Annotated in this window: 21 protein-coding genes and 1 pseudogene; 14 read left to right on the top strand and 8 right to left on the bottom strand. The window is 65.9% G+C overall.

Annotated elements, in window-relative coordinates; translation table 11 throughout:
• Both P1IM2_RS00150 and P1IM2_RS00155 read left to right on the top strand, forming a co-directional pair.
• Positions 1–1,251 carry an N-succinylarginine dihydrolase gene (locus tag P1IM2_RS00150; protein WP_186401043.1) on the top strand — a complete coding sequence of 417 codons (1,251 nt, stop codon included), beginning with the start codon at positions 1–3 and terminating at the stop codon, positions 1,249–1,251.
• 76 nt (positions 1,252–1,327) lie between these two features.
• Positions 1,328–3,163 carry a gamma-glutamyltransferase family protein gene (locus tag P1IM2_RS00155; protein WP_062900886.1) on the top strand — a complete coding sequence of 612 codons (1,836 nt, stop codon included), beginning with the start codon at positions 1,328–1,330 and terminating at the stop codon, positions 3,161–3,163.
• Positions 3,164–3,185: 22 nt separating this feature from the next.
• Here P1IM2_RS00155 and P1IM2_RS00160 read toward each other — a convergent pair whose 3' ends face one another.
• A complete protein-coding gene (locus tag P1IM2_RS00160) occupies positions 3,186–3,584 on the bottom strand; it encodes an acyl-CoA thioesterase (RefSeq protein ID WP_062900887.1) in 399 nt (132 codons plus the stop codon).
• Between the two features lie 172 nt (positions 3,585–3,756).
• Positions 3,757–5,007: a threonine ammonia-lyase gene (locus P1IM2_RS00165; RefSeq protein ID WP_062900888.1), complete on the bottom strand. Its 1,251-nt coding sequence runs from the start codon at positions 5,005–5,007 to the stop codon at positions 3,757–3,759.
• A 59-nt stretch (positions 5,008–5,066) separates the two neighbouring features.
• On the opposite strand from P1IM2_RS00165, the gene P1IM2_RS00170 reads away from it, so the two are divergent.
• The 4 genes from P1IM2_RS00170 to P1IM2_RS00185 are packed head-to-tail and all read left to right on the top strand — an operon-like array spanning position 5,067 to position 9,977.
• A complete protein-coding gene (locus P1IM2_RS00170; RefSeq protein ID WP_254535816.1) occupies positions 5,067–5,945 on the top strand; it encodes an NAD(P)-dependent oxidoreductase in 879 nt (292 codons plus the stop codon).
• Complete coding sequence (locus P1IM2_RS00175) at positions 5,942–7,588, top strand: amidohydrolase (protein WP_186401044.1); 1,647 nt, start codon at positions 5,942–5,944, stop codon at positions 7,586–7,588. The genes P1IM2_RS00170 and P1IM2_RS00175 overlap by 4 nt, the downstream gene beginning before the upstream one ends.
• Positions 7,588–8,826, top strand: a complete 1,239-nt coding sequence (locus P1IM2_RS00180) for an FAD-binding oxidoreductase (protein WP_186401045.1) — start codon at positions 7,588–7,590, stop codon at positions 8,824–8,826. The genes P1IM2_RS00175 and P1IM2_RS00180 overlap by 1 nt, the downstream gene beginning before the upstream one ends.
• Positions 8,823–9,977: an alpha-hydroxy acid oxidase gene (locus tag P1IM2_RS00185; protein WP_186401046.1), complete on the top strand. Its 1,155-nt coding sequence runs from the start codon at positions 8,823–8,825 to the stop codon at positions 9,975–9,977. The genes P1IM2_RS00180 and P1IM2_RS00185 overlap by 4 nt, the downstream gene beginning before the upstream one ends.
• A 49-nt stretch (positions 9,978–10,026) precedes the next feature.
• Here the strand turns inward: P1IM2_RS00185 and P1IM2_RS00190 are convergent, their stop codons facing one another.
• Together P1IM2_RS00190 and P1IM2_RS00195 are read right to left on the bottom strand one after the other, a co-directional pair.
• Positions 10,027–10,791, bottom strand: a complete 765-nt coding sequence (locus P1IM2_RS00190; protein WP_186401047.1) for a TorF family putative porin — start codon at positions 10,789–10,791, stop codon at positions 10,027–10,029.
• Between the two features lie 277 nt (positions 10,792–11,068).
• A complete protein-coding gene (locus P1IM2_RS00195; RefSeq protein ID WP_062900894.1) occupies positions 11,069–11,824 on the bottom strand; it encodes a TorF family putative porin in 756 nt (251 codons plus the stop codon).
• Between the two features lie 280 nt (positions 11,825–12,104).
• Between P1IM2_RS00195 and ispG the strand changes: the two genes are divergently transcribed.
• Both ispG and P1IM2_RS00205 read left to right on the top strand, forming a co-directional pair.
• The gene (gene ispG, locus P1IM2_RS00200; protein ID WP_186401048.1) at positions 12,105–13,256 is read left to right on the top strand and encodes a flavodoxin-dependent (E)-4-hydroxy-3-methylbut-2-enyl-diphosphate synthase; all 1,152 of its coding nucleotides are present in this window, start codon (positions 12,105–12,107) and stop codon (positions 13,254–13,256) included.
• Between the two features lie 623 nt (positions 13,257–13,879).
• Entirely contained in the window at positions 13,880–14,326 is a 447-nt protein-coding gene (locus P1IM2_RS00205) for a hypothetical protein (RefSeq protein WP_186401049.1), read from the top strand.
• 50 nt (positions 14,327–14,376) lie between these two features.
• On the opposite strand, the gene P1IM2_RS00210 is transcribed toward P1IM2_RS00205, so the two are convergent.
• Both P1IM2_RS00210 and P1IM2_RS00215 read right to left on the bottom strand, forming a co-directional pair.
• Positions 14,377–15,168 carry an enoyl-CoA hydratase/isomerase family protein gene (locus tag P1IM2_RS00210; RefSeq protein ID WP_186401050.1) on the bottom strand — a complete coding sequence of 264 codons (792 nt, stop codon included), beginning with the start codon at positions 15,166–15,168 and terminating at the stop codon, positions 14,377–14,379.
• Positions 15,165–15,941 carry an SDR family NAD(P)-dependent oxidoreductase gene (locus tag P1IM2_RS00215; protein WP_062900898.1) on the bottom strand — a complete coding sequence of 259 codons (777 nt, stop codon included), beginning with the start codon at positions 15,939–15,941 and terminating at the stop codon, positions 15,165–15,167. Before P1IM2_RS00215 ends, P1IM2_RS00210 begins: the two co-directional genes overlap by 4 nt.
• A gap of 414 nt (positions 15,942–16,355) precedes the next feature.
• Between P1IM2_RS00215 and P1IM2_RS00220 the strand changes: the two are divergent.
• Positions 16,356–16,502: pseudogene (locus P1IM2_RS00220) on the top strand (IS110 family transposase); the annotation flags it as partial.
• 294 nt (positions 16,503–16,796) lie between these two features.
• On the opposite strand, the gene P1IM2_RS00225 reads toward P1IM2_RS00220, so the two are convergent.
• Positions 16,797–19,454 (bottom strand): sensor histidine kinase, encoded by a 2,658-nt coding sequence (locus P1IM2_RS00225; protein WP_186401051.1) that lies wholly within the window; start codon positions 19,452–19,454, stop codon positions 16,797–16,799.
• A gap of 255 nt (positions 19,455–19,709) precedes the next feature.
• Here P1IM2_RS00225 and kdpF point away from each other — a divergent pair, with 255 nt between their 5' ends.
• Genes kdpF through P1IM2_RS00250 form a run of 5 tightly spaced genes read left to right on the top strand, consistent with a single transcriptional unit; the run spans position 19,710 to position 24,860 of the window.
• Positions 19,710–19,799 carry a K(+)-transporting ATPase subunit F gene (kdpF, locus tag P1IM2_RS00230; RefSeq protein WP_040590286.1) on the top strand — a complete coding sequence of 30 codons (90 nt, stop codon included), beginning with the start codon at positions 19,710–19,712 and terminating at the stop codon, positions 19,797–19,799.
• Positions 19,800–19,813: 14 nt separating this feature from the next.
• Positions 19,814–21,517 carry a potassium-transporting ATPase subunit KdpA gene (kdpA, locus tag P1IM2_RS00235; protein WP_186401052.1) on the top strand — a complete coding sequence of 568 codons (1,704 nt, stop codon included), beginning with the start codon at positions 19,814–19,816 and terminating at the stop codon, positions 21,515–21,517.
• A gap of 12 nt (positions 21,518–21,529) precedes the next feature.
• On the top strand, positions 21,530–23,560 hold the full coding sequence (gene kdpB / locus P1IM2_RS00240; protein WP_186401053.1) for a potassium-transporting ATPase subunit KdpB: 2,031 nt from the start codon (positions 21,530–21,532) through the stop codon (positions 23,558–23,560).
• Between the two features lie 10 nt (positions 23,561–23,570).
• The gene (gene kdpC / locus P1IM2_RS00245; RefSeq protein ID WP_186401054.1) at positions 23,571–24,158 is read left to right on the top strand and encodes a potassium-transporting ATPase subunit KdpC; all 588 of its coding nucleotides are present in this window, start codon (positions 23,571–23,573) and stop codon (positions 24,156–24,158) included.
• A gap of 9 nt (positions 24,159–24,167) precedes the next feature.
• Positions 24,168–24,860 carry a response regulator gene (locus tag P1IM2_RS00250; RefSeq protein WP_186401055.1) on the top strand — a complete coding sequence of 231 codons (693 nt, stop codon included), beginning with the start codon at positions 24,168–24,170 and terminating at the stop codon, positions 24,858–24,860.
• A gap of 49 nt (positions 24,861–24,909) precedes the next feature.
• On the opposite strand, the gene P1IM2_RS00255 is transcribed toward P1IM2_RS00250, so the two are convergent.
• Positions 24,910–26,190: a sugar MFS transporter gene (locus P1IM2_RS00255; RefSeq protein ID WP_186401056.1), complete on the bottom strand. Its 1,281-nt coding sequence runs from the start codon at positions 26,188–26,190 to the stop codon at positions 24,910–24,912.

Consider the following 26,190-nt stretch of genomic DNA (forward strand, 5'->3'; position numbering starts at 1 on the left):
ATGATCACCGAAATCAACTTCGACGGCATCATCGGCCCGACGCATAATTATGCTGGCCTCAGCCGCGGCAACATGGCTTCCGCCAGCAATGCCGGCGACGTGTCGCAACCGCGCGCCGCGGCGCTGCAGGGCATCGACAAGATGCGCCACAACCTCGCGCTCGGGCTGCCGCAGGGCTTTTTCGCGCCGCTCGACCGCCCCGATGCGGCGTGGCTCGCGGCGCTGGCGACCGATCTCGACAGCGCCGAGGCGCATCTGCGCGCGCAGGCCTGGTCGGCCTCGTCGATGTGGGCCGCCAATGCCGCCACCGTCTCGCCCGCGCCCGACAGCGGCGACGGCAAATGCCATCTGACCGTCGCCAATCTCGTCACCATGCCGCACCGCAGCCATGAGTGGCAGGGCACGCTCGCCCAGCTCCGGCTCGCCTTCGCGCACTCGGCCTTCGCCGTCCACGGTCCGGTCCCCGTGCCGTTCGGCGACGAGGGCGCCGCCAATCACATGCGGCTGTGCGCCGGCCATGACCAGCCGGGGGTCGAGATTTTCGTCTATGGCGTCGGCGGCGGACGCTTCCCGGCGCGCCAGCATCTCGACGCCTCGAAAGCGATCGCGCGCCACCACCGGCTCGATCCCGACCGGACGCTGTTCATCCGGCAATCGGACACCGCGATCCAGGGCGGCGCCTTTCACAACGACGTGGTCGCCGTCGCCAACGAGCGCGTGCTGTTCACGCACGAAACCGCTTTCGAGGACCGCGCGGCGGCGCATGCCCAGATCCGCGCGGCCTTTCCCGAGGTCGAGATCGTCGAAGTCCCAGCGAGCGCAGTCAGCCTGCCCGATGCGATCAAATCCTATCTGTTCAACGCGCAGCTCGTCAGCCTGCCGAACGACGGCGGCATGGGGCTGATCCTCCCCACCGAAGCGCGCGAAACGCCGAGCGTGTGGACCTGGCTCGAGGCGCATGTCGCGGGCAACGGTCCGATCCGGCGGCTGTTTCCGGTCGACGTGCGCCAGTCGATGGCCAATGGCGGCGGCCCCGCCTGCCTGCGCCTGCGCGTCGTCGCCGATCCGGCGACCGTCGATCCGCGGTTTATGGCCGACGAAGCCAAGCTCGAGCGGATCGCCGCCGTCGTCGCGGCGCACTGGCCCGAAGCGATCGCACCCGGCGACCTCGCTTCACCCGCGCTCACCGCCGACGTCCGCCGCGCCCGCGCGCAGTTGCTCGCGGCGCTCGACCTTACCGAACTCGAGTAGGGAGTCTCCACGCCCCTTGCCAAGCCTGCCGCATGGCGCAACAAAGGGACGACAGAAAATTCCAAAGGACATCGCCATGCGCCGTCGCACGCTTCTTGCTGCCGCCCCCGCCGTCGCCCTGTTACCGACCGCCGGGCTTGCCCAGTCCGCGAAGCCGGCGCCAAAAGGCGATCCGGCGCTGCCTCCCGCGTGGGACAAGGACAGCGAACGCTTCCTGCGACCCGACGTGCATGCCGGCGACCGGCCGGTCGGTGCGAGCTTCGCCTCGCGTACCGCCGCTTACGGCCTCAGCGGCGCGGTCGGCACCGCGCATCCCCTCGCGACGCAGGCGGGGATCGACATGCTGAAACGCGGCGGGTCGGCGGTCGACGCCGCCATCGCGACCAACGCCTGCCTCGGCTTGCTCGAACCCACCGCCAATGGCATCGGCGGCGACGCCTATGCGATGATCTGGGATCCGAAGGCAAAGAAGGTCGTCGGGCTGGCGGGGTCGGGCAAAAGCCCCCGCGCGCTTGACCTCGCCACCGTGCGGTCGCGCGCGACGGGCGGCGCGATCCCGGCTTATGGCGCGATCGCGGTGTCGGTGCCGGGGACGGTCGACGCCTGGTGGACGATGCACCAGCGCTACGGCAAGCTGCCGTGGAAGGAGCTTTTCGAACCGGTCATCGCCCATGCCGAGGCGGGCGCGCCGGTCCCCGACATGATCGCTTATTATATCCGCCGCAGCCTCGCCGGTTTTCGCCAGCCGGGGCGCGGGATCGAAGAGGTCGACAATGCGCTGCGCACCTATGGCATGGCCGACGGCAAGGGGCCGCAAGCGGGACAGGTGTTCCGCAACCCCGACCTTGCGCGCACCTTCCGCCTGATCGCCGAGGGCGGCCGCGACGTCTTTTACGATGGCGAGATTGCGCGGACGATCGACGCCTATTTCCGGCGCATCGGGGGCTGGCTGCGCCGCGAGGATCTGGCCGCGCACCGCTCCGAATGGATCGAGCCGCACCGCACATCCTACCGCGGCACCGACGTCTATGCACTCGGCGCCAACACGCAGGGCATCGCGACGCTGCAGATGCTCAACATCCTCGAAAATTTCGACCTGAAGGGCGCGGGGTTCCAGTCGGCGCTGTCGATCCATCTTCAGGCCGAGGCAAAGCGCCTCGCCTATGAGGATCGCGCGCGCTACTACGCCGACCCGCATTTTTCGAACGTGCCGGTCGAATGGCTGATCTCGAAGGACTATGCGGCCGAGCGCGCCCGGCTGATCCGCCCCGACCGCATCCTGACCCCGGTCCATCCGGGGCAGGCGCCGAGCCATGGCGACACCACCTATTTCAGCGTCGCCGACAAGGACGGCATGATGGTGTCGATGATCCAGTCGAACTTCCGCGGCATGGGGTCGGGGCTTGTCGCCGACGGGCTGGGCTTCATGTTCCAGGATCGCGGCCAGTTGTTCAGCCTGCAAGACGGCCACCCGAATATCTATGCCCCCGGCAAGCGCCCGTTCCAGACGATCATCCCCGGTTTCGCCGCGCATGGCGACACGCCGTGGATGAGCTTCGGGGTGATGGGCGGCGACATGCAACCGCAGGGGCAGACGCAGATCATGGTCAACCGCATCGACTACGGCCTTGAAATCCAGGCCGCCGGCGATTCGCCGCGCTGGCATCATGAAGGATCGTCGCAATCGATGGGCGAGGATGCGTCGGGGCTCGGCCCCAAGGGACTTCTGCGGCTCGAAAGCGGCGTTCCCGCCGCGACGCGGGCCCAGCTTGCGGCGCTCGGCTGGACGATCGGCAATCCCGACGGCGGCTTCGGCCGCTACCAGTGCGTCGAACATCGCATGGACGGCGACACGCGCGTCTATGCCGCGGCGAGCGAGATGCGCGCCGACGGCTGCGCCCTCGCCTACTGACCGCGCGGTAACGCCGGGCGCCTCACCGGTCGGCCTGAAAGGGGGCGACGATCGCGTCGGTGACGCGCAGCGGGCGGCCGCTCGCCTTGTCGAGCAGGGCCCAGACGGTGCGCGCGCGGACATGCACCGTGCCATCCGCGCCGGTGAATTCCATGAAGCGGTCGAACTTCGCGCCCTGCGGCTTGTCGGCGACCCAGGTCCGCGCGGTCACCGTCTCGCCGGGGCCGAGCGCGCGCAGATAGTCGATCTCGTGCCGCACCACGACCCAGATATAGGCATCCTTGTGGCTCTGCGGCGCCGCGGCGTCCCAATGCCCCGTCGCAACCTGCTGGATCCACTGGACCCAGACCGCATTGTTGACATGGCCCAGCTCGTCGATGGCGTCGGGCGTGGCGATAAGGGCGAGGGTGAATTCTTTCATCGCGGCACCATAGCAATCCCCTCCCGCAAGCGGGAGGGGCAGTGAGACTTGCGAACTTGTCCGCTAGTCGCAACGGGGTGGGCAAGAACGCGGTGTGGCTGGCCCACCTCGCTGCGGCTAGGCAGCAAGCTGCCAAGCCTCGCCGCCCCTCCCGCTTGCGAGAGGGGAAAAATCAGGCCAGCTCCACCGTCGTGACCATATAGCCCGCATCGCGCAGCGCCGAGACGAGGCTGTCGAGATGCTCCTTGTCGCGCGCCTCGCATTCGATGTCGGTGATCAGGCCCTTGGCGGGCAGCGTCGTGAAGATGCGCTGGTGATAGATTTCGATGATGTTCACCTGCTTTTCGTTGAACACCTCCATCACCTTGAACAGTGCGCCGGGGCGGTCCTGCAACCGGATGCGCAGCCGCGCGATCCGGCCCGATCGCGCAAGGTCGCGCAGCAGCACATTCGCGAGCAGGCGCGTGTCGATATTGCCGCCCGTCAGCACCAGGCCGACCTTGCGCCCGGCGAATTCCTCGGGATGCGCGAGCATCGCCGCGAGGCCCGCGGCGCCCGCGCCTTCGACCACCGTCTTCTCGATCTGGAGCAGCAGGCTGACCGCGCGCTCCAGATGGCGTTCGGCGACGAGCACGATATCGTCGTTGAGTGCGGCGACCAGCTTGCGCGTATAGCTTCCCGGCTCCTTGACCGCGATGCCCTCGGCGAGCGTATCGCCCTCGCACGCCATGTCGACGCCGTTCAGCTCGGCATACATCGACGGGTAAAGTTCGGCCTGCACGCCGACGAGCCGCATGTCATTCTTGATCCCGCGCGCCGCGGTGCCCATGCCGGCGAGCAGACCGCCGCCGCCGATCGGCACGATCAGCGTGTCGAGTTCGGGCACATCCTCGAGCATTTCGAGCGCGACCGTCCCCTGCCCCGCCGCGACGTGCGGATGGTCGAAGGGGTGAACGAAGGTCAGCCCGCGTTCCGCCTCGAGCTCGCGTGCATGGGCGTAGGCATCGTCGAATTTTTCGCCGAACAACACGATCTGCGCGCCGTGACTCGCGGTCTGCGACACTTTCACCTGCGGCGTCGTGCTCGGCATGACGATGGTGACGGGCACGCCGAGCCGCTTGCCATGATAGGCAAGTCCCTGTGCATGATTGCCCGCCGACGCCGCGATCACGCCGCGCGCCTTCGCCTCTTCGCTGAGCAGCAGCAGGGCGTTGAGCGCACCGCGTTCCTTGTAGGCTGCGGTGAATTGAAGATTTTCGAATTTCAGCCACACCTCGGCACCGACCAGCTCGGACAGCGTCTGCGACTTCAGCGTCGGGGTGCGGACAACCGCGCCATCAATTCGTCCCGCCGCCGCCCGCACATCGTCGAGGTTTATCGCCGGAAAATCGGCGGCGGCGGTCAGGATGGATTGATCGGTCATAGCGGCAAGCCCCCTACCCTATCTGGCGCCGCGCGCAAACCATGGTTATGGACCGCGGCATGAGCGAAGAAAAATTGCGCATCGCCTTTATCGGCACCGGCATCATGGGGGGCCCGGTGGCCGGCCATCTTGTCAAGGCCGGTCATGCCGTCACCGTCTATAACCGCACCCGCGCCAAGGCGGACGCCTGGGCGGCGGATTATGGCGGTCAGGCAGCGGACAGCCCCGCCGCCGCCGCCGCGGGCGCCGATGCGGTGTTCGCCTGCGTCGGCAACGACGACGATCTCGCGGCGGTGACGCTCGGCGACGACGGGGCTTTCGGCGCGATGAAGTCTGGCGCGGTCTTCGTCGATCACACGACCGTCTCCGCCCGAATCGCCCGGCGCCTGGCCGAAGAGGCCGATGCGCGCGGCCTGCTGTGCGTCGATGCGCCGGTCTCGGGCGGTCAGGCGGGTGCGCAAAATGGGGCGCTGTCGATCATGTGCGGCGCCAGCGACGCCGCCTTCGCCGCCGCCGAGCCCCTGATGCGCGCCTATGCCGCGCGCATCGTGCATATTGGCGGACCGGGCGCGGGCCAGACGACCAAGATGGTCAACCAGATCGCGATCGCCGGCGTTCTTCAGGGCCTCTCCGAAGCGCTGCGCTTCGCCCAGGCGTCGGACCTCGACACCGACAAGGTGTTCGAGGCAGTGTCGGGCGGTGCCGCGGCAAGCTGGCAGATGCTCAACCGCTGGGGCACGATGGCGAAGGACGAATATGATTTCGGCTTTGCGGTCGACTGGATGCGCAAGGATCTGGGCCTCGCGCTCGACGAAGCCCGCGTCAACGGGGCGACGCTTCCCGTCGCGGCGCTGGTCGATCAATTTTATGCCGAGGTGCAGGGCGCAGGCGGCGGCCGCCTGGACACCAGCTCGCTCGTGACGAGGTTGCCGAAATGAAGCGCCTAGCCCTAACCGTCATCGCCCTCCTGCTCGCTGCACCCGCGCAGGCCGATACGCTCGTCGACAATGTCAACGGTATCACGCTCGACAAGGACGGCAAGGTCGTGCGCTTCACCGGCATGGTGATCGGCACCGACGGCAAGGTGAAGCAGCTCCTCGACCGCAAGGACAAGCGCCCCGAACGCCCCGATTTCAAGGAAGACGGCAAGGGCCGGACGCTGATCCCGGGCATGATCGACGCACACGGCCATCTGATGGGCCTGGGCCTGTCGCTCATGCTGCTCGACCTCTCGGACACGCGCTCGCTGGCCGAGGCACAGGCGGCGATCAAGAAATATGCCGACGAAAACCCAGAACTCCCGTGGATCATCGGGCGCGGGTGGAATCAGGAAAAATGGGGATTGGGCCGCTTCCCGACCGCGGCCGATCTCAACGCGGTCGTGCCCGACCGGCCGGTCTGGCTCGAACGCGTCGACGGCCACGCCGGATGGGCCAACAGCGCTGCAATGGCGGCGGCAAAGATCACCGCCGCGACCAAGGCGCCCGAGGGCGGCCGGATCGAGATGGCGGATGGCAAGCCCGCTGGCGTCTTCGTCGATGCCGCGGTCGCGCTGATCGACAGTGCCAAGCCCAAGCCGCTCGCGCGCGACCTTGACCGCGCCTTCCTCGCCGCGCAGCAGCAGTTGCTCGCCCAGGGGATCACCGCGATCGCCGACATGGGCACGACGATCCAGGAATGGCAGGCCTATCGCCGCGCGGGCGACAAGCACCAGCTCGCGATCCGTATCCTCAGCTACGGCGGCGACATCGACAATATGGCGCTGATCGCGGGTCCGGGGCCCACGCCGTGGCTCTATGACGACAAGCTGCGCATGGTGGGGGTGAAGCTCTATCTCGACGGCGCGCTCGGGTCGCGCGGCGCGTGGCTCAAGGCGCCCTATGCCGACGCGCCGGGCCAGAAGGGCCTGCCGCTGCTGACCCCGGCGCAATTGCGCAACAAGATGGTCCGCGCCTCGATGGACAAGTTTCAGGTCGCGATCCACGCCATCGGCGATGCCGCAAATGCCGAGGCGCTCGACGCAATCACCGATCTCACTGCCGATCTGCCCGGCGAACGGCGCTGGCGGATCGAACATGCGCAGATCGTCGATCCCGCCGACATCCCGCGTTTCGCCAAGCTCGGCGTCATCGCGTCGATGCAGCCGATCCACCAGCCGTCGGACCGGCTGATGGCCGAAGCCCGCCTCGGGCCCGACCGGCTGAAGGGCGCCTATGCGTGGCGCAGCATGGAAAATGCCGGCGTCCGCCTCACCTTCGGGTCGGACGTGCCGGTCGAAAGCGCCAACCCCTTCCCCGGCATCGCCGCCGCCATCTCGCGCACCGATGCACAGAGTCAGCCGTTCGGCGGCTGGCATCCCGAAGAAGCGGTATCGCGCGAGACCGCGCTCGACGGCTTCACGCGCAGCGCCGCCTATGCCGCCTTCGCCGAGGACCGGCTCGGCACGCTGATGCCCGGCATGCGCGCCGACTTCCTGATTGTCGACACCGATCTGCTGCTCGCCAGCCCCGAGGACATCCGCAAGATGGTGCCGCTCGAAACCTGGATCGGCGGCTACCGCTACTACAAAAAGGGCGGCTGATGGATCGGCGGCGTCTGCTCGGCGCGCTCGCCGCGGCGCCCGCCGCGCTGGCGCTCGGCGCGGCGACGAAAGAACCGAAGCGCAAGGATCCGCCGCAGCCGCGCGCATCGAAACGGCGCAAGGGCGTCAAATCGCCCGACAAGCATGTTGATGTCGCGGTCGTCGGCGCCGGCGCGGTCGGGGCATGGACCGCGTGGCATCTCGTCCGTCAGGGCCTCGATGTCCGGCTGTTCGATGCCTATGGCGCCGGGAACGGCCGCGCCGCCTCGAACCTCCCGACCATGCTGTACGATCCCGCACAGGGGGGCGACGCGCTCTACGCCGACCTCGCGCACGACAGCCTGCCGCTGTGGCAGCGCCTGTCCGACAGCGCCAGCCTGCCGATCGTGACCCAGTGCGCAGCGGTCACCACACTGCTGCCGACCGACAGCGCCGACGAGCCGCCGGGGACCGACCGCACGACCGGGCACAAGCTGCGCAGCCGCTTCGGCGCGATCGGCTGGCGCGACGAGGAAGCGGCTCTCGTCGCTGACAAGGCCGCGCTTCTCGCCGGCCGCCGCGCCATTCTCGAAACCATCCTCGACGCACAGGTCGATGTAGAAGACGTCGTCATGCCCGCGCCGCTGTTCGACAAGAAGCGCGACCTTTATATCCTGCCCGACGGCGGTACCGCCCGCAGCATCGTCTATGCGACCGGCGCGTGGCTGACCGAGCTTTTTCCGCAGATATTGACGCCCGCACGGCTGTCGGCGGTGCGCTACCAGCTTTTTCACGTCGGCCCCGGTCAGGGCGATGTCCAGTATCGCCCGCCCGCGATGCCCGCGCTGGTCGACCGCGCATACGGCTTCACCCTGCTCCCCGACATCGAGGGGCGCGGGGTGCGCGTGTGGAAAAGCGCCCCCGATGCAACGGTCGATCCCGACAGCTTCGACCGCCGCGCCGACGATGCCGCGCTGGCCGCGGTGCGCCAGTGGCTCGCGGGCCGCGTCCCGCATCTGGCCGAGGCTCCGGTCGTCGCGAGCGCCGCCGCGCACGACTGCCGCACGATCAGCGGCGAATTGCTGCTCGACCGCCTGCCCGGCCACGCACGCGCCTGGCTCGCCGGCGGCGCGACGGGGCGTGCCTTCGCGCTCGCCCCGGCCATCGGCGCGCGTATCGCGGCGCACATCGCCGACCCCGCGCGCGCGATCGAACCGCGCTGGGCGCTCGCCCGCCTGACTGGAGCGACCACGACATGAAGCTGACCGACTGCCACAATATCGACGATTTCCGCGCGCTGGCGAAGCGGCGGCTGCCCTGGCCGGTGTTCGACTATATCGACGGCGCCGCGGATGATGAGGTGACGCGCCGCCGCAACCGCGCCGCCTTCGACCGGTGCGACCTCATCCCGCGCGTGCTGGCCGGCGTCGAATCGATCGACATGAAGACGACGCTCTTCGGCCGCGAGGTCGCGATGCCGCTTTTCCTGTCACCCACCGCGCTCCAGCGCCTGTTCCACTGGCAGGGCGAGCGCGCGGTGTTGCGCGCTGCCGCCGATGCGGGGACCGTCGCCGGCATATCGAGCCTCGCGACGATCGGCCTCGCCGAAGCGGGCGCGCTAACCGACGGCCCCAAGCTGTTCCAGCTCTATGTCCACAAGGACGAAGGGCTCAACCATGCGATGCTCGAGGCCGCGCGCGCGGCGAAGTTCGATGCCGTCGCGCTCACCGTCGATACGATCGTCGGCGGCAACCGCGAACGCTGCCTGCGCTCGGGCTTTACCTCGCCGCCGCGCTTCACCGCATCGAACATGCTGAGCTATGCGATCAAGCCCGGCTGGGGTCTCAACTATGTCTTGCGCGAAAAATTCAGCCTGCCCAACCTTGCGACGCACGTGTCCGAAGGGTCGAGCGTGCCCAAGTCGGTCGCCGAATATTTCACCACCATGCTCGACCAGAGCCTCGACTGGAAACGTGCCGAGGCGATCCGCAAGGCGTGGGACGGCCCTTTCTGCCTGAAGGGCATCGTCGCGGTCGAGGACGCGCGGCGCGCCGCCGACATTGGCGCGACCGCGATCATGGTGTCGAACCATGGCGGGCGGCAGCTCGACGGCAGCATTGCCCCCTTCGACGCGCTGGCGGCGATCGTCGAGGCGGTCGGCGACCGGGTGGAGGTCATCTGCGACGGTGGCATCACCCGCGGGACGCATGTGCTCAAGGCGCTGTCGGTCGGCGCGAAAGCCTGCTCGGGCGGCCGGCTCTATCTCTATGCGCTCGCCGCGGCGGGCGAAGCGGGGGTGGCGCGCGCCGTCGCGCTGCTCCGCGCCGAGATGGAGCGCGGCATGAAGCTGATGGGCGCAAAAAGCCTCGCCGACCTTGGGCGCGGCAATCTGCGCTGGCATTCCGAATAGAAGAAGAAGGAGGGGGCGGCCTCCCCCCGAAGGCCGCCCCTGCCCGGCATCAGAACGACGCGCCGAGCGAAAAGACCACCGCGCCGTCGGCGCCGATCGCTTCCTTGTAACCGCCGGCCTTGGGCTCGTCGGTGTTCACATAGCTGACGCCGAAGGTCAGCATCTTGTACGAAGCCGTCGCACCGACCGACCAGTCGAACACCTTGCCGTCGAAACCGCCGGGGAAGGCGTCGCTCCATGCTTGGCCCGCATGGGCGTTCAGCGCCAGGGGCGTGCCCGGAATGTCGGCGGCGAGTTCGCCGTGCAGATAGAAGGCCGACGATTTGGCACCGGGCGCGCGGCTTGGGTCCTGCAGATTGCCGAGCGCCGACTGCTTCCACGCATAGTTGACGCCGACCTTCGCATTCACCGGCCCGACATCGGTCGACAGGTTCAGATAGGGTTCGAAGAAGTCGGCGCCCGATCCGCCGTGCTGCGGATAGAGATAGTAAAGCAGACCGCCGTCGATCGTCACGCCGCCGACATCCTTGCTGTAACCCGCGAACAGGTCGACCTCGGTGTTACCGGCAAAGCTGACGCTCGATCCCCAGGTGCCGACGTAAAAGCCGCTTTCGTGGGTCACGGTGATGCCGCCCTGGATGGCCGGGTCTTCGCTGTTCTGGGTGAAACCGCGGAAGCGATAGTCGGATACCAGCGTCACGCTGCCCGAAATGGTGATCGGATCGGAGGGTGCTTCGTTCTGGGCGAAAGCGGTGGCGGGAAGAGCGGAAGCCGCAAGGGCAAGGCCCAGGCACGCGCGGGAGAGAGTCTTCATGGGTTGATCCCCTTAACAAGGTAAAATGGATCGTCCCTGCCTGCCGCAAGACAGCCGAAGTCTTTGCTCCGGTCGGCCGTACGTGGCGCCTCTCTCCGACAATTTGCTGCGGCGCACAAACAAAAAAGCCGCATCGGGCACGATAAGGCGCGGATTGCGACTTTTATGCAACAGGTCGTTGCGCATATCCGGTTTCAACGGAAACAATATTACGCAAACGGGCGCCAACCCTCGGTCGGCGCCCGCGCTTTATCGTCGGCTCGATCTGGCCGCGCTATCAGAAGGCGACGCCGACCTTGAAGACGACGGTCGGGTCATACAGCGTATCGACTTCCTTGATCCCGGTCTTCTTGATGTCAGTATCGACATAATGGACGCCCAGGTTGAAGATGCCCGCCGTAACCGTGGCGCCGACCGTCCAGTCGAGATAGTCGCCGCCGGGCGCCAACGCGCCGAGCGAACCGCTGGTGTAGCCGAGCGACGCGTCGACCGTGACCGGCGTATTCGGAATCCCCGACGACAGGCCGAAGTTCAGATAAATATTGTCATCGCTGCCGAGCGACTTCTGGCTGGGCGCATAGGCAACGGTCCCCGTAGCGGACACGGGTCCGATGTCGTGCGACATCTTGCCGATGATTTCGACATAGTCGACCGGACCGAAGGCATCCTTGCCATCGGGATACCAGTAATAGGTCGCGCCGATATCCACCGACGTGCCGGGCGCGACTTCGCCGCCCCAGCCCGCATAGAGGTCGACCTCGACCTTGCCATATTCATCGGTCTTCGGCAGGCCAGACCCCCAGACGCCTGCATAAAATCCGCTCTCGTGGGTCAGTGTGATCGTCGGCTGGACCTCGACCTTTTCGTTCGACAGCGAAATGCCGCGGAAACGATAGTCGGACACCAGATCGACCCCGCCCGACACGGTGATCGGACCGCTCGGCGCGTCGGTCGCGTCCTGCGCCATGGCTGGCGTCGCCATCGCCGATGTCGCGAGCAGCATGCAAAAGCACGCCTTGGTAAGAAATTTCATTGGGTGAGCCCCCCCCTCTCATCGATATTGAACCGAAACCGTCCATCCTGCGGTCCCCGCCCGATCCTCTCCCGATGCTCTTGCGGCCGGCGCGTGGTCAGGAACGCGCCGAAAATCGCGCAATATGCGGCAGCGCACAATTGAAAACTGCACAAATGTTACATTCGCCGCCACACTGTGTCTTTCCCGCCACAAGCGCGGCCACCGCCCACAGGCTTTGCCAAGGCGGGCGCGGGCGGCTAAAGGAGGCCATCCTCCCTCTCCTCACCGGACCCGTTTCATGAGCGATCACAATCCCGGCCTGCGCCCTTGGCGCGACATTGCGCGGCGCGACTGCCGTCAGATCATGGTCGGCAACGTCCCTGTCGGCGGCGGCGCCCCGATCACGGTGCAGACGATGACCAACACGCCAACGAGCGATCCCGTCGCGACCATCGACCAGATCCGCCGCTGCGAGGATGCAGGCGCCGACCTGATCCGCGTCTCCTGCCCCGATACCGACAGCACCGCCGCGCTCGGCAAGATCGTCCGCGCCGCGCGCGTGCCCGTAATCGCCGACATTCATTTCCACTATAAGCGTGCGCTTGAGGCCGCCGACGCGGGTGCCGCCTGCCTACGCATCAACCCCGGCAATATCGGTTCGTCGGAGCGCGTCGGCGAGGTCGTCCGCGCCGCCAAGGCGAACGGCTGCGCCATCCGCATCGGCGTCAACGCAGGCAGTCTCGAAAAGGATCTGCTCGAAAAATATGGCGAACCCTGCCCCGAGGCGCTGGTCGAAAGCGCGCTCGACCATATCAAGCTGCTTCAGGACCATGACTTCCACGAATATAAGGTCGCGGTAAAGGCGAGCGACGTCTTCCTCGCCGTAGCCTCCTATATGCAGCTCGCCGAAGCGGTCGACTGTCCGCTCCACCTTGGCATCACCGAAGCCGGCGGGCTGATCGGCGGCACCGTCAAATCGGCGCTTGGCATCGGCAACCTCCTCTGGGCGGGGATCGGCGACACGATCCGCGTCAGCCTGTCGGCCGAACCCGAAGAGGAAGTGCGCGTCGGCTATGAAATCCTGAAATCGCTCGGCCTACGAACCCGCGGCGTCCGCGTCGTCTCCTGCCCCAGCTGCGCGCGCCAGGGCTTCGACGTCATCCGCACGGTGCAGGCGCTCGAAGACGCGCTCCAGCACATCAAGACCCCGATGTCGCTCTCAGTATTGGGCTGCGTCGTCAACGGCCCCGGCGAGGCGCGCGAAACCGACATCGGCATCACCGGCGGCGGCAACGGCAAGCATATGGTCTATCTCTCGGGCGTCACCGACCACCATGTCGAAGACGCCGACATGATCGCGCACATCGTCAAGCTGGTCGAAGCCAAAGCCGCCGCGATCGACGCCGGCAGCGCGGTGAGCATGGACGTGACTCATGGCAAGGCGGCGTAACCTGGGCGACAAGCACGCAGTGGTTTCAGAATGAGAGAGGACCGGCGGCCTTTTCTTCTTTCGTCATCGACCAGGGACCGCTTTGGGGTGGGAGCGGACGTTAGTTTATGAGATACAGCACGATTGAAACGGGTACGCTAATTAGGACCGAAATGCTTAAAATTGCGACGATCCAAGCTGCCGCGCGGCCATGGCAGTCGTCCACATGCTCAATGGCCGTTTGCGCAAGATCTACGATCAAGATTTCCATATCGACATTACCGGGGCCAAACATGTCTGCAATCGGTCGTCAGGCGCCGCTCCGAAGCCAAGGCGTCGTTGCAGTAATCTCCGCCATCGCGGCGCCTTCTGTGCCGAACATCCCGGATTGATATCCGGACGACCAGTAGGTCCCGGCGATCTGATCGAACGCTTCAAAACCTCTTCATACTCGAAAAAGCCATCCGTCCGTTTGTAGACGCGCACCTTCCTCTCACTGTTCGGACTGATCATTTCGTGAATTAGGTCCATGCGGACCCTCTTCGCATTGGGGTGTAAGTTCCGCAATCGGTCGTTGGCAGTCATTCGATCCACACCGGCGGTGAACGATTGCCTCATCCGTCCGCTCGTGCGACTTGCTCGCGATGAACAGTTCGCCAGCCATCAGCGCCGCCAAACACTTCTTAAGTGTCGTATGGGATGGCGATCGGCCAGGCGACAAAACGCTCCTCGCTGCGCTGGACGGCTTAGTCGCAGCTTATCACGTAACCCCAGTTGGAGATGTGTCAGATGCTGACGTGGACGCGCCGATGCAAAACGGCGCATCTCTCTACGCCGAAGTAGCGGCACGTTTTCCAACTTATGGCGCTTATCCGGTAGTGGACCCGACTGGATCTTTAGACGACGCGCTGATGGTCGCTGACGCAATCGATGACTTGGCTGACCTTACGTTAGATATGCGCGAGGTCTTATGGCTTGCTGACCATGTCAGTCTCAATGACGCGCATTTCGCCTTCCGGCTTCAATTCTTCCATTGGGGACAGCATGCTCGCGAACTGTCGCTGTATCTGTGCGGCCGGTTGTTTGGCTGAACGCCCACAATCGGTCGTTAGCTGCCAACCTCCCGTCTACCCCGACACCCTCACCGCTCGCGATACGCCGGGGGCCGCTTGCCGAGGAAGGCGGCGAGCGCTTCCTTATGGTCTTCGGTTGCGGAGAGGATGACCTGCTGACGATCCTCGATTGCCATGGCGGCGTCGAGGCTCTGGGCGTCGATGTTGAGGTTGAGTGCCTGCTTCGACAGGCGCAGTCCCCAGGGGCTGGTCGCGAGCATTTCTTCGGCGAGCGCCAGGCCGCGGTCCAGCAATTCGTCCTCGGCGACGATCTCGCTCACCAGTCCCGCCGACAGCGCGCGCTCGGCTTCGATGAAGCGGCCGGTCAGGATCATCTCCGACGCCAGGCTGGCGCCGATGAGACGCGGCAGGAAATAGCTCGATGCCATGTCGCAGCCGCCGAGCCCGATGCGGATGTAGGCGGCGTTGCACCGGAAGCCGGGCGCCGCATAGCGCACGTCGGCGGCAAGCATCAGCGACAGCCCGCCTCCCGCCGCGGCGCCGTGCCCCAGCGCGATGATCGGCTGCGGACAGGCGCGCATCTTGCGATAGATATTGCCGATGCTCGTCTGGGTGCGCAGTGTGCGCAGCACCGGCGTCTCGTCGCTCGACCGGTCCTCCTGAATATCGAGCCCGGCGCAAAATCCGCGCCCCGCCCCGCGCAGGATGACGACGCGTACGTCGGGCCGCGCCGCCAGCCCGCCGAAATAATCGTTCAGCTCCTCGACGAGCCCCTCGCTCAGCGCGTTGAGCCGCGCGGGCCGGTTGAGCGTTGCGATCTCGATCTGGCCGCGCGCCTCGATCAGCAGTTCGCCGCTCACAGCGTCTGGCCGTCGTCGATGGTGATCACCGAACCGGTGATGCCGCGCGCCGCGTCGGAGCACAGCATCAGCAGCGGCGTGTGCAGGTCGCTCGGCGGACGCAGCCGCTGGCGCGGGAAGCTCGCGACGAATTTGGTACCCGCCTCGCTCGCGAACAGTTCGGCGGTCATTTCGGATTCGAAATAGCCCGGCTGGATGACATTGACGCTGATCCCGCGCCGCGCCCATTCGCGGGCAAGCGCCTTGCCCATGTGGCGAACCGCGGCCTTGGTGGCGCCATAGACCGAGGTCGCCGGAAAGATCTTTTCCGCCGTTATCGACCCGATGATGACGATGCGGCCATTTTCCTTGTCGCGACTGCCCGCCGCCTCGAGCCGGCGCGCGCCTTCGGTTGCGGTCAGGAAGACCCCGCGGACATTGGCGGCGAGGAGGAAATCGACATCCTCGACCGACAGGCCGAGCGCCACCTTCTCGGTCGCGACGCCGGCATTGGCGACGATCGTATCGACGGTGCCGAACGCAGCCTCGGCGGCGTCATAGGCGGCCTTGGTCGATGCTTCGTCAGTAACGTCCATACTGACCGCGACCGCTTCGCCTCCCGCTGCGCGGATCGTCTCGACCTGTTCGGCAAGCTTGTCGGCGCGGCGTGCCGCGAGCACCACCTTCGCGCCTGCTGCGGCGAGCGCTTTTGCAAAGCCCGCGCCCAGCCCCGACGACGCCCCGGTCACCAGTGCGACGCGCCCGCTGAGGTCGAATTTCGGTTCGCTAGCCATATTTCTCTCCCTTGTTCTGGCCGCCGGACGGGCGATGCGCGGGCGGCGGCAGGGCCGCACCGTCAGTTAAGTTGACGCTTACGTCAACGGCGAGCGATGGCAAGCCCTTCCGCCCCTGGCTGACGGAAAATCGCCGCACGGGGGGTTGACCGACCATATTTGTTCTCTTATTGTTCTTTTTGTGCACACACAACCTGTTCCCCCGTCGCGGCCGCCAAGCGTGGCGGACGGGGGAAAAAGGGCCTCTGCTCCCCACCCTTAATTAGCATACCAAATCCGCAACTTTACAATGAGGCGCCCCCCACCACTATCGCATCAGCTTTTGCGAATGGGGAACGGGAAATGACGCGCGCCTTGGCGGTGATGAAGGATCAGCATTGGGGCGAATATCCGGATGCGGCCATACCGGCGGACTGCAAAGGCGAATTGAAGCTGAAGAACTGGGCGTTCGCAATTGCCGCGCGCTCGACCATGCGCATGGCGCGGATCGCGCTCGCCCGGCGCCTCGCCATCATCATGCACGCCATGCTCCGAAATGGCACTGAGTTCCAGCCGGCCTGACCTTCGGCCCCAATACAAAGACAGGAGGCCGCACCGAGCTCCCGAGCGGGAGCGAACGCCCGAGGGAGGGAGCAGATGATGGCGCCTATGCTGTAGCATGCGGCCGACCCGTCGACCGACTGCGGTTTCAACCAAGCCACGCTCGCACCCAGCTGACCCCATCAAGTGCCGATATTGAGCACGCAGAGAACGCAGGCACCCAAAGGCATCATCCGCTCAGGACCGAGTAGCCAGACCTTGACCCATTAGAGAACAGCATAGGATGAGCGATGGCGACCGCGCGCCTTGATGCGATCATTCGGTATCGGAAATGGTCGCGATCAAGGCGGACGGGAAGGTCAGCGTAAATGCTGCGCCCCCGTCCGGATGATTGCTCGCCGAAACGGCGATGCCGAGCGCGTCGGCAAAGCCCTTGACGATCGCAAGCCCCAGCCCGCTGCCGCCGTGCCGGTCGCCGCCCTTCCCTTGCTCGAATGTGTCGAAGATTGTGCCTTCCGATCCCGGTTCCAGACCGCCGCCATGGTCGCGCACGGTCAGGGCTACGGCATCGGGCGTTCGGCGGCCAATGATGGCGATGGGCCCGGCGCTGCCGCCATGCTGGATCGCATTGGCGAGCAGATTGAGCAGAATGTGATGGAGCAGCCGCTCATCGACCCGGACAAGCGGAAGACCCGCGGGAACCTGGAAATCGACATGATGTCCGCGCAGCAGATCTTTCAGATCGTGGACCACAGCCGCCACGGCGTCGGTCAGATCGACCGGCGCCACATCCAGGTTGAGACCGCCTGAATCGAGGCGGACCAACTCGACGAGATTGTCGAGAAAACGCCGCAATCGCGACACCTCCGCGCGCGCGAGCGGCAGCGCGGACGCGCCGGGGTGCTCGCTCGCCAGCGCCTCGATCGCGGCGGTCACGCCGGTCAGCGGGGTGCGCAGGTCGTGCCCGATCGACGAGAGCAGCGCGGCGCGGAGGCGGTCGCGTTCCTCGAGGACCGACAGGCTGCGCATCTCGTCCTCCAGATGCAAGCGTTCGTGCGCGAGCGCCGCCTGGCCGACGAGCGTGGCGAGCAGCGCGGCGCGGTCGGGCGAAATCGGGTCGCGGCCGTCCTCGCTCGCGATGCCGAGGATCGCAAGAACCCCGAGCCCGGTCTTGAGCGGATGAAACTGCCAGTCGGACGCAACGAGCGTATTCGTCCCGCGTCCCGCAGGTTCGCCGCTCGTCCAGGCCCATTCGGCCGCCGCCTGATCGATCGGCGAGATCGCCGCATCGACGGGCCGCGCGACCAGCGGTCGCAACAGCCCGCCCTGCTCGGCCAGAATGATGCTGCGCACGCCCAGCAAGCGCGCCGCTTCCTCGCAGGTTACCGCAGCGGTGGTTTCGCGATCGGAGGCGCGCGCAAGCATCTGCGCGAAGGCGGCAAGCGACGCATTTTCCTGCGCGCTGCGAACCCCGATCCGCGCGCGCGTCCGCAGCCGGCCGGCAAGATTGCTGACCACCGCGGCGACGCCGGTAAGGATCAACATGGTGAGGACGCTCTGCGGATCGGCGATCGTGAAGGTATGCCGCGGCTCGAGGAAGAAGAAGTTGAACGCCAGCGCCGCCACGAGGCTCGCGAACAGCCCCGGACGCAAGCCGTAAAGCGTCGCGGCGACAATCACCGGAACGAGATACAGCAGGTCGACGGCCCCGGTCCCGATCCATGGTTCGGCCAGACGCGCGGCGCCCGTCATCAACGCGATGAGCCCCAGTCCGACCGCATAGCTCGACGGGCGCCCCCAGCCGCGTGTCCAGTCGAGACCCCGGCGCGGGGCAGGAGATTCGCGGGGTGACGGGATGACGTGGATGGCAAGGTCGCCCGCGTCGTGGATCAGCGCCTCGACGACCGAACCGTGGCGAAGTTCGAACCACCAGCTACGCTGCGACCTGCCGATGATAAGCTGGGTCGCGCGCATCACCTCGATCTGGCCGCGCAGTCCGGCAATAACGCTCTCCGCAGGAACGGTAGCGATCGTCGCGCCGAGGGTAGCGGCCAGTGCGAGCGACGCGGCTATCCGCCGCCGGGCATCGTCGTCGAAGGCCGCGCTTCGTGCCGTCTCGATATGCACCGCCGTCCATGGGGCGTTCAGCCCGTCGGCAAGGCGCTTTGCGGTGCGCACGAGCATATCGCTGCCTGGCTGTTCGCTGATCGCGACGAGGATCCGCTCGCCGGCCGCGAAGGTGCCCGCTTCGCCCGTCGCATCGAGATCGTGCAACATTTGCCGGTCGACGCTCAAGGCAGCTCGCCGGAGCGCCATTTCGCGCAGCGCCGAAAGGTTCGCCTTCGAAAAGAAATGGCCGAGGGCACGGCTTGCCTCGTGCGGCACATAGACCTTGCCATCGCGCAGCCGGTCGATCAGTTCGTCGGGCGGCAGGTCGACGAGCTTGATTTCGGCTCCTTCGAACACGCTGTCGGGTACCGTCTCGCGAACGCGCACCCGGGTAAAGCTTGCGACGACGTCATTCAGGCTTTCGACATGCTGGACGTTGAGCGTCGTATAGACGTCGATCCCGGCGTTCAGCAGTTCCTCGACATCCTGCCAGCGTTTGGGATGCCGGCTGCCGTCGATATTGGTATGGGCATATTCGTCCACCAGCGCGAGTGTCGGGGCGCGGCGGAGCACGGCATCGATGTCCATCTCGGTCAGTTGGTGGCCGCGATAGGCGACTTCGCAGCGCGGCACGACCTCCATCCCGTCGAGCAGTGCTTCGGTCTCGGCCCGACCGTGCGTTTCCACCACGGCGACGACGACGTCCTGTCCGTCGCGCCGCAACGCGGCACCTTCGCTGAGCATCGCATAGGTTTTGCCCACGCCCGGCGCCGCACCGAGAAAAATCTTCAGCCGCCCGCGCGCCTCGCGCTTTGCCTGCCGCAACAGGGCTTCGGGTGAGGGTCTCTTGGTGGCCGATACCATGCGCCCGCTTACCCCGGTCGCGGACACAGGGCCAAGCGACAATCGGCGATCTTTATGGAATCCTTATGCGCCCGGCGAAAATCGACCGCGAAACTTTACGGCGAAGGGGCGTAGCGGCGTCGCATTCAGTCCGGCTCCCTCGGGAGTCGCCCTTTGCCGGAGACCTATGATGACCGATCTGATGTGGCTCGCCCTTACCGCGCTGCTGTTCGCAGCCACGCTCGGCTACGCGCGCATCTGCGACAAGGCCTGACCATGAGCGCTTCGTCGATGCTCGCTGGCGCCGTCGCTGCGGCGCTGTTCGTCTATCTCGTGGTGGCGCTGCTGCGCCCCGAACGTTTCTGACCGGAGGCAATCCCATGACCTTGTCCGGATGGATGCTCATTTTCACCTTCGTCGCGATCCTTGCCGTCCTTGCCAAACCGATGGGCCTCTGGCTCTTTGCCCTTTACGAAGGGCGCACGACCCCGCTTCATCGCATCCTGGGGCCAGTCGAGCGGGGCTTCTACCGGATGGCCGGGATCGACCCGACCGAAGAGCAGGGCTGGCGGCGCTACGCGCTTCACATGCTGCTGTTCAACCTCGCGCTGCTGCTTTTCACCTATGCGGTGCTGCGATTGCAGGGGGTACTTCCCGTTAATCCGCAAGGCTTCGGCGCGGTCGGCGCCGACGGCGCTTTTAATACGGCGGTCAGCTTTACGACGAACACCAACTGGCAATGGTATTCGGGCGAGACGACGCTGTCGAACCTGTCGCAGATGCTCGGGCTTACGATCCAGAACTTCCTCTCCGCCGCCACCGGTATCGCGATTGCCTTCGCGCTGTTTCGCGGTTTCGCAAGGCGCGAAACGGGAACGATCGGTAATTTCTGGGCCGATACGACGCGCATCACGCTCTATCTGCTGCTTCCCATCTGCACGGTCTACGCGCTGTTCCTGATCGCGAGCGGCGTGCCGCAGACGCTGGCGGGATCGGTCCACGCAACGACGCTCGAAGGCGTGCGACAGACGATCGCGCTCGGTCCGGTCGCAAGCCAGGAAGCGATCAAGATGCTGGGGACCAATGGCGGCGGCTTCTTCAACGCCAACAGCGCGCACCCTTTCGAAAATCCGACCGCGCTCACCAATCTGATCCAGATGGTCTCGATCTTCCTGATCGGCGCCGGGTTGACGTGGTGCTTCGGCAAGGCGGTTGGCGACACGCGCCAAGGCTGGGCAATCCTCGCGGCGATGGGACTTATTTTCATCGCCGGCGCCAGCATTGCCTATTGGCAGGAGGCTGCCGGCAACCCCGCACTTCATTACCTCGGCGTTGGCGGCGGCAATATGGAGGGGAAGGAAGTTCGCTTCGGCATCGCCGCCTCTTCGCTCTTCGCCGTTGTCACCACGGCGGCGTCCTGCGGGGCCGTCAATGCCATGCACGACAGCTTCACCGCAATCGGCGGCCTGATCCCGCTACTCAACATCCAGCTCGGCGAGGTTGTGGTCGGCGGTGTCGGCGCGGGCATCTATGGCTTTTTGCTTTTTGCCATCCTCGCGGTGTTCGTCGCGGGCCTCATGGTGGGGCGCACACCCGAATATGTCGGCAAGAAGATCGAGGCGCGCGAGGTCAAGCTCGCGGTCCTAGCCATTGCGATCCTGCCGCTGGTCATCCTCGGCTTCACCGCCATTGCCAGCGTGCTCCCCGTGGGGCTTGCCGGGCCGCTCAACAAGGGGCCGCACGGCTTCTCGGAGATTCTCTACGCGTTCAGCTCGGGGGCCGGTAACAATGGCTCGGCCTTTGCGGGCCTGAGCGCGGGCACTCCCTTTTACAATGCTATGATCGGGATCGCGATGTGGCTTGGCCGGTTCTTCGTGATCGTGCCGGTGCTCGCCATCGGGGGCAGCCTTGCCGCAAAGCGCCACACCCCCGCTACCAGCGGCTCTTTCCCCACCACCGGGGGGCTGTGGATCGGCCTGCTGATCGGGATCATCCTGATCATGGGCGGCCTCACCTTCCTTCCCAGCCTCGCGCTAGGTCCCGTCGCCGATCATCTCTCGATGATGGCCGGCCAGCGCTTCTGAGGGATCAGCAACATGACGACTCCAACCTCGATGTTCAGCCCCGCACTGGTCGTTCCGGCGATGCGTGATGCGGTAAGGAAGCTCAATCCGCGCGAGCTGATGCGCAACCCGGTGATGTTCACCACCGCCTGCGTTGCCCTGCTCCTGACGGTGCTGCTCGCGCTCGGCGACCCCGGCCTGTCGCTGGGTTTCGAAATCCAGCTCGTCGCCTGGCTCTGGCTCACCGTGCTTTTCGGCACCTTTGCCGAAGCCCTGGCCGAGGGACGCGGGCGTGCCCAGGCGGCCTCGCTTCGCGCAACGAAAGCCGAGTTGCGCGCCAAGCTGATGCTCGGCGTCGGCGAGACTTATGAAATCGTCGCCGCAAGCCAGCTCGAAAAGGGCGAGATCGTGCTGGTCGAGACGGGCGACCTCATCCCCGCCGACGGCGAGGTGATCGAAGGCGTCGCATCGGTCAACGAAGCGGCGATCACCGGCGAAAGCGCCCCCGTGATCCGCGAGGCCGGCGGCGATCGTAGCGCCGTGACAGCCGGCACGCGCGTCATCTCCGACCGCGTCAAGGTGCGCGTCACTGCCGAGCCGGGCCAGGGTTTTCTCGACCGCATGATCGCACTCGTCGAAGGCGCCGAGCGGCGCAAGACGCCCAACGAGATTGCGCTGACGATCCTGCTCGTCGGGCTGACCATCATCTTCCTGATCGCCGTCGCGACCATTCCGGGCTTCGCGTCCTATGCCGACGGATCGATCCCGGTCGCGTTGCTCGCGGCCCTGCTCATCACGCTGATCCCGACGACCATTGCGGCACTGCTCTCCGCCATCGGGATTGCCGGAATGGACCGCCTTGTGCGCTTCAACGTGCTGGCCAAGTCGGGCCGGGCCGTCGAGGCCGCAGGCGATGTCGATGTTCTCCTGCTCGACAAGACCGGCACGATCACGATCGGCGACCGCCAGGCCAGCGAGTTCCGCGCGCTGGCGGGCGTCGATGACGAGACTCTGGCGGAGGCCGCACTACTCGCCAGCCTGGCCGACGAAACCCCCGAGGGCCGTTCGATCGTGACGCTTGCGCGCGAACGCTATGCGATCCGCGTGGTGGCGCTTCCGGTCGGGTCCGACGTCATCCCCTTCACCGCGCAAACGCGCCTTTCGGGGGTCACGGTCGCCGAGGTGACGATCCACAAGGGCGCGGTCGATTCGATCTTCAAGGCTCACCCCGACACCGTATCCTCGCCTGCCGCGCAGGAGTTGCGCCGCATAACGGACGAAGTTGCGCGCGCCGGCGGCACGCCGCTCGCGGTGGTCAGGGACGGACGTCTGCTCGGCGCCATCCACCTGAAGGACGTCGTGAAGGCGGGCGTTCGCGAACGCTTCGGCGAATTGCGCAAAATGGGAATCCGCACCGTCATGATTACGGGCGACAACCCGCTGACGGCCGCGGCGATCGCCGCCGAAGCCGGGGTGGACGATTTCCTGGCCGAAGCGACGCCCGAGGACAAGCTTGCCCTCATTCGCCGCGAGCAGGCCGAGGGACGGCTCGTTGCCATGTGCGGCGACGGCACCAACGACGCCCCCGCGCTGGCGCAGGCCGATGTCGGCGTCGCGATGAACACCGGCACGCAGGCGGCGCGCGAGGCGGGCAATATGGTCGATCTCGACAGTGATCCGACCAAGCTGATCGAGGTTGTGGGCCTGGGCAAGCAATTGCTGATGACGCGCGGCGCGCTGACGACCTTTTCGGTCGCTAACGATGTCGCCAAATATTTTGCGATCATCCCGGCGATCTTCGTCTTTCTCTATCCTGAGCTCGGCGTTCTCAACGTCATGCGCCTTGCCACGCCCGAAAGCGCGGTACTGTCGGCGATCATCTTCAACGCCTTGATCATTCCGTGCCTCGTCCCGCTTGCGCTCAAGGGCGTGCGCTACCGGCCGATGCCTGCCGGCCCGTTGCTCGCGCGCAATCTTTCGATCTTCGGCCTAGGCGGACTGGTCGCGCCATTCGTCGGCATCAAGCTGATCGACCTCGCCGTGTCCGGCCTCCAGCTTGCGTAAGGACAATTCCATGCTTTCCGAACTCAAATCCGCCCTTCGTCCCGCGCTCGTGCTGACCGCGCTTTTCGCTCTCCTCCTCGGGCTGGCCTATCCGCTTGCGCTGACGGCTATGGGCCAGCTCGTCTTTCCGGAGCAAGCCAATGGCAGCCTCGTCCGCGACGGTTCAAAGATCGTGGGGTCGAAGCTGATCGGCCAGCGATTCCTGGCCGACGCCTATTTCCACGGGCGCCCCTCGGCCGCCGGCGCCGTTGGTTATGATGCCGCCGCTTCCTCGGGGTCGAATCTCGGTCCGGCGAGCAAAGCGCTTGCGGATCGCGTCGCCGCCGACGTCAAGGCGCTCACTGCAACGGCACCGGGCCGCCCTGTCCCGCCCGACCTGGTGACGACCTCCGCCTCGGGGCTGGACCCCCACATCAGCCCCGAGGCGGCTTTTTTCCAGATTGCGCGCGTGGCGAAAGCGCGCGGCATCGACGACGCCAGCCTCCGGTCACTGGTCGAGGCATCTGTCGAACACCCGCTCGCAGGCATCCTTGGCGAAAGGCGCGTCAACGTGCTGATGCTCAATCGGGCACTCGACGCGCGCTTCCCGACGAAATAGGCTGGCCGGATGGTGCCCCCGGCAAAAATCCTGATCATCGAGGACGATGCCCATATCCGGCGGCTGCTGCAGGCCACGCTGCAGCGCGCCGGTCATCAGGTGATCGAAGCCGACAGCGCCAGGCAGGCGATCGCCCTGTTCGACATCGAACGGCCCGATGTCGTGCTGCTCGATCTCGGCCTGCCCGATCGTGACGGGCTGGAATTGATCGAGCCGCTGCGGCTGCGCTCGAACGCCACGCTGATCGTCGTATCGGCGCGCGAAAACAGTGTCGAGAAGGTGACGGCGCTGGATCTGGGCGCCGACGACTATGTCACCAAGCCCTTCGATACCGAGGAATTGCTCGCCCGGATCCGCACGGCGCTGCGCCACCAGCGCGCGTCCGCGTCCGGCGAGGAACCCACCGTTGTCGAGGCGGGCGCGCTGCGAATAGACCTTGCGCACCGCCGCGTCTTTCGCGGCGCCGAGGAGGTTCATCTGACCCCGAAGGAATATGGCGTCCTGGCCGAACTTGCGCGCCGCCCCGACCGCGTCCTGAGCCACACCCAATTGCTGACCTCGGTGTGGGGTCCGGCCCAGGCCGATCGCGTGGAATATCTGCGGATCGTCGTCCGCGGACTGCGCCAGAAACTGGAAGAAGATCCGTCGCAACCGAAGCGGATCGTCAACGAACTGGCCGTGGGGTACCGGCTGCGGACCTAGTTTGGCCGATTTCGGACAGTCAGCTTTTGCCCCGGCAAATGCGATGCCGTCATGCCGGCCGCCGAGCATAGTGGCCGAAGGCAGCGATGACGGCATAGCAAGCGGCGGGAAGGAGCAGCGCGAGCCCAAGATGCCCGGTGAGGTCCGCGATTGCACCGGTCGCGAGCGGGACCACGGCACCTCCAAAGATCGCGATATTGATGATCCCTGACCCGTCGGCAGCGCGGGGACCGAGCTTTTCGGAAGCGAGGCTGAAGATCGTCGGGAACATGATCGCGTTCATCAGGCCTATGGCAAGCAGGCTGTAGCCCGACAGAGCACCGGTCGTGCTGGTGGAGACAAGGATCAGCGCGATCGCGCCGACCGCGACCCAGGCGAGCAGCTTGCCCGGACTGATGACGCGCATCACTGCCGATCCGATGAAACGCCCAGCCATCGCGCCGCCCCAATAGAGTCCGATGAGCTTGCCCGCCGCCTGTTCCTGCAGGGCCAGGACGTGCCCCTGCATCAGGTAGCTGACTATCAACGACCCGATCGACACTTCAGCGCCAACATATAGGAAGATGCAGAGAGCGCCGAAGCCGAAACGCGGACGCCTTAGCAGGTCAAAACCCGCAAGCGCGGCACTCGCCTCATGCCGCTCGCCCTTCAGGCGCTTGCGGAACATCCACACGGTCGCCGCCACGACCGCAAGCGCGACCGCAATGCCGAGATAGCCATGCACAATCGCGAGGCTTTCGGAAGTGCGATAGGCGTCGAGCTCGGCGCCCGATAGCTGATCGGCGCTCACTTTTGCCAGACCGCCGAGGATAAGCGTCGACCCTGCGACCGGGAACAGCGTGGTACCCAGCGAGTTGAACGCCTGTGCGAAGGTCAGGCGGCTGTGCGCTGTCTCAGGCTTACCAAGCAGCGAGATCAGCGGATTGGCAACGACCTGCACGATAACCACCCCGCTCGCGAGGACAAACAGCGCAAGCAGGAACAGGCCATAGGTCGCATTCTGCGATGCCGGAATGAACAGGAGACAGCCTACCATCATCGTAAGCAGGCCCGCGACCGCACCGCGCATATAGCCGATCTTCTTGACAAGCTTCGCCCCCGGTATCCCGATGAGCAAATAGGCGGTGAAGAAGCAGAACTGTACGAGCATTGCCTGCGTGTAGTTGAGAGTGAATAGCTCCTTCAGCTTCGGAATGATCACGTCGTTCAGAGACGTGATCCCCCCGAAGATGAAGAACAGCCCCATCACGAACAGCCGCAGCTCCGGTGCGTCGACATAAGCTTCCGTTCCTGCATCCCCGGCGCTGGTCGGGGCGGGCGTATGGGCCAT

The sequence above is a fragment of the Sphingopyxis sp. P1IMeth2 genome (assembly GCF_900185685.1).
GTDB classification, from domain to species: Bacteria; Pseudomonadota; Alphaproteobacteria; order Sphingomonadales; family Sphingomonadaceae; genus Sphingopyxis; species Sphingopyxis terrae_A.

What these genes read in the sequence shown, in the direction of transcription:
- P1IM2_RS00150 (WP_186401043.1), top strand. Translation starts at nt 1, where the DNA reads ATGATCACCGAAATCAACTTCGACGGCATCATCGGCCCGACGCATAAT.
- P1IM2_RS00155 (WP_062900886.1), top strand. Translation starts at nt 1,328, where the DNA reads ATGCGCCGTCGCACGCTTCTTGCTGCCGCCCCCGCCGTCGCCCTGTTA.
- P1IM2_RS00160 (WP_062900887.1), bottom strand. Translation starts at nt 3,584, where the DNA reads ATGAAAGAATTCACCCTCGCCCTTATCGCCACGCCCGACGCCATCGAC.
- P1IM2_RS00165 (WP_062900888.1), bottom strand. Translation starts at nt 5,007, where the DNA reads ATGACCGATCAATCCATCCTGACCGCCGCCGCCGATTTTCCGGCGATA.
- P1IM2_RS00170 (WP_254535816.1), top strand. Translation starts at nt 5,067, where the DNA reads ATGAGCGAAGAAAAATTGCGCATCGCCTTTATCGGCACCGGCATCATG.
- P1IM2_RS00175 (WP_186401044.1), top strand. Translation starts at nt 5,942, where the DNA reads ATGAAGCGCCTAGCCCTAACCGTCATCGCCCTCCTGCTCGCTGCACCC.
- P1IM2_RS00180 (WP_186401045.1), top strand. Translation starts at nt 7,588, where the DNA reads ATGGATCGGCGGCGTCTGCTCGGCGCGCTCGCCGCGGCGCCCGCCGCG.
- P1IM2_RS00185 (WP_186401046.1), top strand. Translation starts at nt 8,823, where the DNA reads ATGAAGCTGACCGACTGCCACAATATCGACGATTTCCGCGCGCTGGCG.
- P1IM2_RS00190 (WP_186401047.1), bottom strand. Translation starts at nt 10,791, where the DNA reads ATGAAGACTCTCTCCCGCGCGTGCCTGGGCCTTGCCCTTGCGGCTTCC.
- P1IM2_RS00195 (WP_062900894.1), bottom strand. Translation starts at nt 11,824, where the DNA reads ATGAAATTTCTTACCAAGGCGTGCTTTTGCATGCTGCTCGCGACATCG.
- ispG (WP_186401048.1), top strand. Translation starts at nt 12,105, where the DNA reads ATGAGCGATCACAATCCCGGCCTGCGCCCTTGGCGCGACATTGCGCGG.
- P1IM2_RS00205 (WP_186401049.1), top strand. Translation starts at nt 13,880, where the DNA reads ATGAACAGTTCGCCAGCCATCAGCGCCGCCAAACACTTCTTAAGTGTC.
- P1IM2_RS00215 (WP_062900898.1), bottom strand. Translation starts at nt 15,941, where the DNA reads ATGGCTAGCGAACCGAAATTCGACCTCAGCGGGCGCGTCGCACTGGTG.
- P1IM2_RS00225 (WP_186401051.1), bottom strand. Translation starts at nt 19,454, where the DNA reads ATGGTATCGGCCACCAAGAGACCCTCACCCGAAGCCCTGTTGCGGCAG.
- kdpF (WP_040590286.1), top strand. Translation starts at nt 19,710, where the DNA reads ATGAGCGCTTCGTCGATGCTCGCTGGCGCCGTCGCTGCGGCGCTGTTC.
- kdpA (WP_186401052.1), top strand. Translation starts at nt 19,814, where the DNA reads ATGACCTTGTCCGGATGGATGCTCATTTTCACCTTCGTCGCGATCCTT.
- kdpB (WP_186401053.1), top strand. Translation starts at nt 21,530, where the DNA reads ATGACGACTCCAACCTCGATGTTCAGCCCCGCACTGGTCGTTCCGGCG.
- kdpC (WP_186401054.1), top strand. Translation starts at nt 23,571, where the DNA reads ATGCTTTCCGAACTCAAATCCGCCCTTCGTCCCGCGCTCGTGCTGACC.
- P1IM2_RS00250 (WP_186401055.1), top strand. Translation starts at nt 24,168, where the DNA reads ATGGTGCCCCCGGCAAAAATCCTGATCATCGAGGACGATGCCCATATC.
- P1IM2_RS00255 (WP_186401056.1), bottom strand. Translation starts at nt 26,190, where the DNA reads ATGGCCCATACGCCCGCCCCGACCAGCGCCGGGGATGCAGGAACGGAA.